Origin of the sequence: Fulvimarina thalattae (assembly GCF_040239565.1) — a bacterium.
GTDB lineage: Bacteria > Pseudomonadota > Alphaproteobacteria > Rhizobiales > Rhizobiaceae > Fulvimarina.
This window is the reverse complement of the sequence record NZ_JBEHWS010000008.1, coordinates 159,023-167,215: the sequence shown is the minus strand read 5'-3', so window position 1 is coordinate 167,215 and position 8,193 is coordinate 159,023. Positions and strand designations below refer to the sequence as shown.

Annotated in this window: 8 protein-coding genes; 4 read left to right on the top strand and 4 right to left on the bottom strand. The window is 59.5% G+C overall.

Annotated features, from left to right (window positions below; translation table 11 throughout):
* Nucleotides 1-324 precede the first annotated feature (324 nt).
* On the top strand, nt 325-1,344 hold the full coding sequence (locus tag ABRA89_RS12555) for an endonuclease/exonuclease/phosphatase family protein (RefSeq protein ID WP_349941823.1): 1,020 nt from the start codon (nt 325-327) through the stop codon (nt 1,342-1,344).
* A 300-nt stretch (nt 1,345-1,644) separates the two neighbouring features.
* Here the strand turns inward: ABRA89_RS12555 and ABRA89_RS12550 are convergent, their stop codons facing one another.
* Nucleotides 1,645-3,366: a GmrSD restriction endonuclease domain-containing protein gene (locus ABRA89_RS12550; RefSeq protein ID WP_349941833.1), complete on the bottom strand. Its 1,722-nt coding sequence runs from the start codon at nt 3,364-3,366 to the stop codon at nt 1,645-1,647.
* Between the two features lie 67 nt (nt 3,367-3,433).
* Nucleotides 3,434-3,967: a hypothetical protein gene (locus ABRA89_RS12545; protein ID WP_349941822.1), complete on the bottom strand. Its 534-nt coding sequence runs from the start codon at nt 3,965-3,967 to the stop codon at nt 3,434-3,436.
* Between the two features lie 264 nt (nt 3,968-4,231).
* Here ABRA89_RS12545 and ABRA89_RS12540 point away from each other — a divergent pair, with 264 nt between their 5' ends.
* A complete protein-coding gene (locus ABRA89_RS12540; RefSeq protein ID WP_349941821.1) occupies nt 4,232-4,645 on the top strand; it encodes a metallophosphoesterase in 414 nt (137 codons plus the stop codon).
* Nucleotides 4,646-5,111: 466 nt separating this feature from the next.
* Entirely contained in the window at nt 5,112-5,294 is a 183-nt protein-coding gene (locus ABRA89_RS12535) for a CsbD family protein (RefSeq protein ID WP_349941820.1), read from the top strand.
* A 97-nt stretch (nt 5,295-5,391) separates the two neighbouring features.
* Here ABRA89_RS12535 and ABRA89_RS12530 read toward each other — a convergent pair whose 3' ends face one another.
* The gene (locus ABRA89_RS12530; protein ID WP_349941819.1) at nt 5,392-6,315 is read right to left on the bottom strand and encodes a LysR family transcriptional regulator; all 924 of its coding nucleotides are present in this window, start codon (nt 6,313-6,315) and stop codon (nt 5,392-5,394) included.
* A 138-nt stretch (nt 6,316-6,453) separates the two neighbouring features.
* On the opposite strand from ABRA89_RS12530, the gene ABRA89_RS12525 reads away from it, so the two are divergent.
* Nucleotides 6,454-7,026 carry a flavodoxin family protein gene (locus ABRA89_RS12525; RefSeq protein WP_349941818.1) on the top strand — a complete coding sequence of 191 codons (573 nt, stop codon included), beginning with the start codon at nt 6,454-6,456 and terminating at the stop codon, nt 7,024-7,026.
* Between the two features lie 266 nt (nt 7,027-7,292).
* Here ABRA89_RS12525 and ABRA89_RS12520 read toward each other — a convergent pair whose 3' ends face one another.
* Nucleotides 7,293-8,192, bottom strand: coding sequence for an SDR family oxidoreductase (locus tag ABRA89_RS12520; protein WP_349941817.1), 900 nt, complete (start codon nt 8,190-8,192; stop codon nt 7,293-7,295).
* Nucleotide 8,193 lies beyond the last annotated feature (1 nt).

The window sequence follows — 8,193 nt, the reverse complement described above, 5'->3', positions numbered from 1 at the left end:
GCCGCCCTTCGCGCCGTCCGAGCGCTTCAGCGCCTTGGAAAGTGGCTTCCTGAAGACCTCCCACGGAACGAGCGCGTTCAGCTTCTCGAGCGGATCGCCGGCCTCGCTCAGGCGGCCATACCGCTCGTCGACATCCCAAAACCCAGGATGACCACGCATCCCATCCTCCCGATCTCGATCAGGCCAAGGAAATCATAAATCACGATCAAAGGGGAGGTTCTTCGAGGTGTCCAAATGCTTCGAACGATCGAAAGTCTGCTGCTAACGTCATGCTTGGCCTGTTCATGGACCGCCGCAAGTGCTCAGAATGATAGTATTACGATCGTGACCTGGAATGCGGAAGCGGCTCTTTATGAGCGCCTCGAACAACGTCGCGCAGATTTCGCTAAACTTTCCTCGGAGCTAAATCCTGACGTCCTTGTGTTGGTCGAGGTCGCAGGCAAGGAGGAACTCGAGCGCATCGTCGAATATCTCGGTTGGAACGAAAGCCATGCCGCAATCTCCGACTTCTCGACTGCACACCCAGTCGTGTTCTTCGGCCTGGAGGTTGCAGTCGTTTCGAAAATCCCGATTGAGCGTGTTATTGAGTACGATGCTTCACCCGAGCGGGGGCCGCACGTACTCGGTGACGACCAAGCTAAGGTATCTGAAAAGAAACTTCCCGATGCCGGTCTGGCACCCTTGTCGCCTTTGGGTCGATACGATCGCGGAACTCTCCGTGTCGATCTCGCGAACGGGCTGACCATTCTGCCGGTCCACTTGAAATCGAACCGGAACGACTATTGCAGCAGCGTGTCCGAAGCGATCGACAACACTCGGTCTGCGGGAGTTACGGTGCCGGAAGCGTTACGTCGCGCTCTAGAAGGCACCCCGCCGGGCGCCTCGGAAAGCGCGATCGAAAACGCCGAAAAGAGAGAGCGTGTCATTGCAGCAATCGCCTCGGTGACGGACGAAGTTCCGGGGGACAGAACTCCAGTCATAGCCGGAGACTTCAATACATCATTCGAAGCCGAACTTGTCGGCACAGATTTGGAAGCCGACTGCCCTCTGCAGGGCATCACCTGCGAGAAGGAACCTCTTCCGAACGGAGCATGCAGCGGAGATGGCTACGACGACACGTTCGCGATCCTGACCAATGGACTTGCTGGAAATCGGGAGTGGACTGTTCTGACGAAAGATCTCGGAAGGACTTACGAAGACACTGCCTTCGCTGACAACGCGATTGACCATGTCGTCGTCCCGAACGAAAATGCATCATCATTCTCGTCTCCAGAGAAGATCGAAGAAACCTACGGTTCAGACCATTATCCAATCGTGACCACATTCACGAAGAGTGCCCAGTGATCAGAGGCTGGCTCCGCTCGAGGCGCGAGCAGCGTGAACGAATCGGGTCTGCGGTCTCGGAGCTTCTCGAAACGAGGGAGCCTTCGACCGCTTGGCTCGAAGCGCGTGAACGAGACAGGGCCGATCCGCAGAACGGACGCTTCTGGTACGAGGTTCGGAAGGAGATCACGCGGCGAACTGGATATGCACATCAACCAGATACCGCATCTCGATATCTGGGCCCGTAAATCGGCCGACGCCGGATGTCCGCTTGGGGCGCCCTGCGAGCCGGCCTCTCAGACGACTGCCTTGAGGGCACTCTTAAGCTTCGGCAGGCATTGCATTGTCCTGGCGCTCGGAGAGAAACGTTTCGACATCTCCGACATGAACATCGTAACCCGCACAAAGACGCATCATGATGTGGTGAACGAGTTTCGCTCTTTCGTCCAGGAAAACGTCGAATTTGTCGGTGCGCAGAGCATCGACAGGGATCGCGTGCGACATCAATCTGCGATCAACCTCAGTTCGGTCGATAGCGATTTCATCAGCCCGGTCGGCGATGTACACTGACGGCGGGCGGGCTGCGATATTGCGGTTCGTTCGCCAGGAAATGAGAGCGCAGTTCAACGCGCTGAAAACGACCCGCTTGGGATACTGACCATCAACGAGCGCCTTCGGAAACAAATGGTGGTATTCTCGCCTCGCAAGGTTCGATGGGGCAACGGGCGCACCGTCCGCAAAATCCAAACCGCCGACCCGAAGGCTGGCTGCCAGTATCGCACGACCGAGCTTGTCTTTCGTTTTCGGCCAACCACCGGTTCGCAGCGTCTCGACATCCGGCAGGGGATTGTCCCGGTTGTCTAACAGTACGGGATGGCCGGACCCGGTATCTCGAAACATCGTCAGTTCTCGATAGTCCAGTTCAGTGCGGGTCGCGGAGGTCTTGTCGTACCGGCTTGAAAAGGCTCCAATCCAGAGCATGCGACGTGCAAGTCGTCGAGCTTGCCCTTCCTTATCTCCACCTTCGGGCGCGGTCGCCCAATAGGCCGCAAGCAGCGTGAGAAGAGGATCCCCTGGCAGCGTAGCGCCGTTGAAGATCTTCTCCTCCATGAGGAAGCCGATCGCTCGCTCTAGGCCCTTCTCGACCAAGTCCCACCGCTCGATCAGTGATCTGCCGAAGTCAGCGGAGAGGAAGGATGCCCGAGTCGGAGCTTTACCTGAAAGAACGGCCCCGACTTGCATTGCGATTTCACCAGGATCGCCGAAAGACGCTACTTGGGGAACTGCTGCTCGGAGGCCTTCGACCTTCTCATGCAGGGACTCGTCGATCGCCGACTCCACCTGCGCAACCACGATGTCGAACGCAGACAGCGCTGTGTTCTGTGTGTTCATCTTGATAAAGACGTCGAGCGCCGCGTCTCGATCTGTCCCGGCAGGAAGTGAGAGGAACGGGATCGAGAACGCCGCGATCCGCTTCCTCAGTTCGCCGGCTATCTCGGTAATTCGTAGAGCGATGTCGAAATCGCCGGCGGCCGCATTCCCCGTCCATGCGCTGAGATCCTGTCTTGTTCTCTCGTCTGGCGCCAGCAGGGAGACAGGAAGCAGTTTCTTCTTCCAAACTTCAGAGGCGTCCTCGCACCATTGCGGATATAGCTTCCCGTTCTTCTCGTATCGACGGACGGCAGTGATCTTCGGTTCCGGACCATCACTGGCATCAACGAAGAACGTCACGTCCGTGTATCCACCCGTCAGGCTCCGCCAGAGAGCGGTCAGTCTCTGCTGACCGTCGAGCAAATGGTACCGAGGCGTTTCCTTCGGCTCCGGCGCACCGGAAATCGGTCGCGCCAGGAATGGCGGTGTGTCGCCGACCTCCAGAGTAAGAAGGGCACCAACGGGTAGTGAAGGCTTGCGGATGATATTTTCGAGAATTCCTTCGACTTGAGAGTAGCCCCAGGCTTCGAAGCGTTGGAAGCGCGGCAGCACGACGTTTCCATCACGGATCCACGAGAACCATTCCTCGATTGTCCGATTTCGTGCTTCCATACCTGCCTCCCGTTGGTTTCGTTCCCACCCAAAACACGCGCATGGGCAGCACGAAACATGGCGGAGGTCAAATGAGGGCCAGTTCCTTGAAGACAGGTAGAACTTCGGGACGGATGGTGTACCGAACGCTTCCATCTCCCCTCACCTTTTCGATCAGAACCGAGGACTGATCCTCGTGACCTTCCACGAAGCGACGAAAGCAGCCATAGCGATCGTAGACGAGATGCCCGATTGCGAGCGCGAGATCGCCCTTTCCATAGGACTTCAGTGCGTCCGCATATGATCCGCCGGGATTAGCTCCGATCCAGCCCAATATCCGCCGCTCTTCAGCCGAGGCCTGCCTGAACTCAGAAAATGCATACATCGTCGCCTTGGCGAGGTCGAATTCTGCGACCGTTTTCTCCGCGGCGATCATAGCCGCGGCAGTATCGTCATCATACTCGATTGGACGCTTCTCCAGTTCGGCGTCGCAGGCTTCGACAAGGTCGGTGAGGCCTTTGTCCTCGCCACGCCCGCGCATCAGCTGAACGTCTTTCGTTGAAAGGCGCGGCAAGCGCGCGATCGCTTTGTCGACAGCAGTCGGAGAGAAGTGATTGGCCATCGGATGCTCCATCGATATTCACTCCGTGCATCCTCCCACGCTCGCATTGCTGCTCCCTTCCGGGGCTCGTTAGAGTTTTAGGCGATGCACTGGCTGCTGGACGTCCCGTGCCTGTTTTGTCGCTAAGCCTTCGTGAGGTACAGTTGCCGTATGATGACGAAACGAACCCCATTTGAACGATCGGTGCGGAAGTCGAAAACCTGACAGCAGTTTCCTCATGCCGCGTTCCAGCGGCTGCATTCCTCCCATAGTTCGAGCTTAACTATGGTCCGTCTTTGGATCCTGTCCGACCTTCATCAGGAGGACGCCCGTTCGCGTTGGTCGCCCTCAAATGTGCCGGAGCATGACGTCGTCGTGCTGGCCGGCGATATCGCCGGCGGCCCTGCCGAAGCCGTCGCCTATGCCGAACGCACATTCGATCAGCCAGTCGTCCTCTTCGCGGGAAATCACGAATTCGTCGGTCATGCCGTTCCAACTGCAATCACAGAAGGACGGATAGCGGCGGCGTGCTCGCGCAATGTGATTTCCCTCGAAGACGATATTGCCGAGGTCGCAGGGGTCCGTTTCGTCGGCGCATGCTTCTGGACAGACTTCGCTTTGTTTGGGCGGCCGCGGAATGTCGTACTGAACGACATTCATCTAGTGGAATCTGCGCGTCGCAAGAACGTGGCGGAGTGAGACCTCGAGCGGCCCCTGCTCGACCGTTCCTGCTTCGTCGAGATCCTCAGGAAAGGCTCAGAGGATGTGCCGCCCGACGATGTTTTCGCGGGTCCGGTCGGTCGTCCGAAGGTAGAGATCGCTGGTGGAGACGATCGTCAGTTCCGCGCTGAGGGCGAGGTATGCCTGCGGAAGTCCGGCGAAGATTCTGGCAAGATCCGAAGGCGGCAGGGAATGAGGTATGTTCGAAACCGATCGGATGGCTAGCGCGAAGGTAGGGCCTGCTATCTCGCTAAAACTTCTATCGAATCCCGACAACCGACGGTCGGTGATGATGAAACCAGGTAGCCTGATCCATAGAAGAGTGGACGAGACGGGTGACCGTCACGCCGGAGGCCGTCCTTTTCCGTCCGGGCAGGAACGTCGCCATCGCCGACCGCGTTGATCTTCTATACGCCCGAGCATCGGGCAGGAAGGAGATCTCATCATGGTCGACAAGCACGAAGCCAAGGGTACGGCGAAGGAGGCGGCTGGCAAGGCCCGCGAGGCCGCCGGCCACGCGGTCGACAACCGCGAGATGGAAGCCAAGGGCAAGGCCCAGGCTACCGAAGGCAAGACCGAGAAGAACGCCGGCAAGGTCAAGGATGCAGTCAAGGATCAGACGTCCTGATCCGACGCCGTTGTCGATCCATACTGGAAGGGCTCGTCGTTCTCGGCGGGCCCTTCGTTTGTCGTTGGCGCTCGAACGAACTGAAATTTTGCATTCGTCATCGGGCGGGCGGTTCCATGAACGGTGCCAAAACATCCGCGATCCACGTCATGAATGCGCGGACGCGGCGCGACATGTTCCTTCGATGTGCGACGACAAGCGCGACACCGAGAGGCTCGGGACGGAAGTCCGGCAACACCTCGACGAGCGCTCCGCTCTCCAGATGCGTCCGGATGCCGGAAAAGGCTGCCTGAATCAGGCCGAGCCCGGCTATGCCGGCCGCTTCGTAGGTCTGCACGCTGTTGACGTGCAGCGTGCCAGGGAGCGCGAGCGTCTCGTAGTTTCCCGAATCGCCGACCGGGTATTCCCATCCGTGGAGTCTGCTGCCTAGGCTGTGACTGTAGTGGACCATTCGGTGGGATTGTTCGCGCAGATCGTCGAGGGTTCGCGGTACTCCGTATCGCGCGAGATATTGCGGGCTTGCGGCATTCACCATTTTAAGCTGGCCAAGCGGCCTGGCGATCAGGGTCTCGTTGCCCACTGGGCCGATCCGAAGCACGCAGTCGAAGCCCTCCTGCACGAGATCGACCTGACGATCGGTACTCGATAGTTCCACTTCGAGTTCCGGATACGTCGCCATGAATGCCGGCAAGGCCGGGACGATGGTCGTGCGGGCTAGTTCGGTCGGCAGATCCACACGAAGACGTCCACGTAAGCCGACGCGCTCCCCGGCGAACATGGTCTGCAGATCGTCGACCTCGGCAAGCAGGTCGCTGGCTCGGGCATGGAAGGTACGCCCGTCCTCCGTAAGACGGACACTGCGCGTCGTCCGATGCAGCAGACGAACGCCCACCACCTCCTCCAATGCGCGGACCGCTGCCGAAGCGCGACCCTTCCTGATACCGAGACTGTCGGCCGCCTGCGTGAAACTGCCCATCTCCGCGACCTTCGTGAAGATGAGCACAGGCTCGAGGTTCCGCATAATTCTGTTATCCAATTGGGCACCCCAAACCGCACAATGAGTTCTGGACGATTGTCTTTATGACACTCGCCGATCGCAATACCTCGAAAGGGACGAACCGTCGTCACCACACGCGACATCGACCCTTGAGGAAGAAGAATGAGCAGTCAGAACGCAGGAGCAGTGGTCATCTATCATTCGGGCTACGGCCATACGAAGCGCATGGCGGAAGCCGTGGCTGAAGGTGCCGAGGCAGCGTTGATCGCGATCGACGATGAAGGAAACATAACCGACAGGGATTGGGAAACACTCGACGGCGCGAATGCCATCATCTTCGGCTCGCCCACATACATGGGCGGTCCGTCCTGGCAGTTTAAGAAGTTCGCCGACGCGACGTCGAAGCTCTGGTACGAGGATCGCTGGAAGGACAAGTTCTTCGCCGGCTTCACCAACAGTGCCAGCATAAATGGCGACAAACTCAACACGCTGCAGTATTTCGTCCTGCTCGCCGGCCAGCATGGCGGGCTGTGGATCAGCCTTGCGGTGAAGCCTTCGAACAAGAAAGCCTCCAAACGGGACGACCTGAACAGGATGGGGTCGTCCATCGCGCCGATGGCGCAATCCGACGCCGATGCTTCGCCCGATGAAATGTCCGAAGGCGATCTTGAAACCGCACGTCGCTACGGGGTGCGCGTAGGGTCGATCCTCGCGGGCTTCGACAAGGTAGCGTAGCCCGAAACGAGGGGCATTGCCGACGGTTTCGGTTCGAAGCGACGGCTGTGAGGCGGCCGCTTCGAATGGCGCCCGAAACGTCGGACCTGCTCTCCGTCCGGTCATGATCATCGGCGCGCAGTCGATTAATGCCACGGAGGCGGATACATGTGTCGACCGCTTGATGGGTCTGTCCCCGCAGGTCTGGTTGGTCGATGACCGGCCTCCTTTCCGGCAGCGCCCTGTCCCGACTCGTTGCTTGAGGATACTCTTGGGTGATCCGTCGGTCAGTGCTCGTTGGCCGCGTACTCCATCCGAGCGAGGTCTTCCAGGAGCGTCGGACCTGACGGCACCCAACCGAGCCGGTCGCGCGTCATCACGCTCGAAGCTGGCATATCGAGCGCGGCAAAGCCTGCCATCCATCCGAAATGCTCCTTGGCTTGGCTCTCAGTCACGGAGGCCGTGGGAACGTTCAGCCCGGCACCGATTGCCTCCGCAATCGAGAGCATCGCAATCGCCTCTTCGGCCACCGCGTGCCAGCAGGCACCGGCCTCGTGCCGCTCCAGAGCGAGCACATAGAGGCGGGCGACGTCTTCGACGGCCGCAGCGCACCAGCGGTTACGTCCTTCCCCCACATATGTCGACACGCCTTTCTCCCGCGCGAGATCGACCAAGGGCGAAACGAGCCCCTGCTTGACCGGATCGTGGATCTGCGACAACCGCACCACACCTACGGAAACCCCACGGTCACCGGCCGCAAGGCCGGCGAGTTCGCTCGCGATACGAGGCATGGGGTGACCGCGGTCGAGAATGTCTTCGCGCGCGAACCCTCCCGGACCGGGGCTGCCGATTCCGACTGCCGAAGTGATGATGAGCGGTCGGTCCGAACCCGCGAGCACGTCGCCGAACGCCGTGATCACGCGGGCATCCTTCTCGCAGTTCTCCGCGTATCGGGAGAAGTCGTGATCGAACGCCGTATGGATCACGGCGTCGGCATTCTCCGCACCCTTCACCAGTCCTGCCGGATCCTCGAGATCGCCGCGATGGACGTCGGCGCCGACCTCCCGGAGTCGGCGGGCACCGGCATCGGACCGGGTATTGCCGATGACACCGTGTCCCGCGGCGAGCAGTTCAGGCAGGATTTTTGAGCCGATGAAGCCGGTCGCGCCAGTCAGAAAAATACGCACT

Bases quoted from the DNA above. Each gene is read 5' to 3' on its own strand.
- ABRA89_RS12550 (WP_349941833.1), bottom strand. From the start codon at position 3,366: ATGGAAGCACGAAATCGGACAATCGAGGAATGGTTCTCGTGGATCCGT.
- ABRA89_RS12535 (WP_349941820.1), top strand. From the start codon at position 5,112: ATGGTCGACAAGCACGAAGCCAAGGGTACGGCGAAGGAGGCGGCTGGC.
- ABRA89_RS12545 (WP_349941822.1), bottom strand. From the start codon at position 3,967: ATGGCCAATCACTTCTCTCCGACTGCTGTCGACAAAGCGATCGCGCGC.
- ABRA89_RS12530 (WP_349941819.1), bottom strand. From the start codon at position 6,315: ATGCGGAACCTCGAGCCTGTGCTCATCTTCACGAAGGTCGCGGAGATG.
- ABRA89_RS12525 (WP_349941818.1), top strand. From the start codon at position 6,454: ATGAGCAGTCAGAACGCAGGAGCAGTGGTCATCTATCATTCGGGCTAC.
- ABRA89_RS12540 (WP_349941821.1), top strand. From the start codon at position 4,232: ATGGTCCGTCTTTGGATCCTGTCCGACCTTCATCAGGAGGACGCCCGT.